At 65.3% G+C, this 805-nt stretch carries 1 protein-coding gene; it reads left to right on the plus strand.

Annotated elements, in window-relative coordinates:
- Positions 1-805 (plus strand): elongation factor Tu (locus LGR54_RS25645; RefSeq protein ID WP_230364787.1); only part of this gene is annotated, 805 nt, incomplete at both ends.

Raw genomic sequence — 805 nt, forward strand, 5'->3', positions numbered from 1 at the left:
TGGCCAAAGAGAAGTTCAACCGTTCGAAGCCTCACTGCAACATTGGGACGATCGGCCATGTTGACCATGGCAAGACGTCCCTGACGGCAGCGATCACGAAGGTGCTTGCGGAGTCGGGCGGCGCGACGTTCACGGCGTACGACCAGATCGACAAGGCGCCGGAAGAGAAGGCGCGCGGCATCACGATCTCGACGGCTCACGTCGAGTACGAGACGTCGAACCGCCACTACGCGCACGTCGACTGCCCCGGCCACGCCGACTATGTGAAGAACATGATCACCGGCGCGGCGCAGATGGACGGCGCGATCCTGGTGGTGTCGGCGGCCGACGGCCCGATGCCGCAGACCCGCGAGCACATCCTGCTGGCCCGCCAGGTGGGCGTGCCCGCCCTGGTGGTGTTCCTCAACAAGTGCGACATGGTCGACGACGAGGAGCTTCTGGAGCTCGTCGAGCTCGAGGTTCGCGAGCTGCTGTCGAAGTACGACTTCCCGGGCGACGACATTCCGATCATCCGCGGCTCGGCGCTGGTGGCGCTGGAGAACGGCGATCCGAAGCTGGGCAAGGACGCGGTTCTGAAGCTGATGGAGGCGGTCGACGCCTACATCCCGCAGCCGGAGCGTCCGGTCGACCAGCCGTTCCTGATGCCGATCGAAGACGTGTTCTCGATCTCGGGCCGCGGCACGGTGGTGACCGGCCGCGTCGAGCGCGGCATCATCAAGGTGGGCGAGGAAGTCGAAGTGGTGGGCATTCGCCCGACCATCAAGACCACGGTGACCGGCGTCGAGATGTTCCGCAAGCTGCTCGA

The sequence above is a fragment of the Ancylobacter sp. Lp-2 genome (assembly GCF_020523795.1).
Classification (GTDB): Bacteria; Pseudomonadota; Alphaproteobacteria; order Rhizobiales; family Xanthobacteraceae; genus Ancylobacter.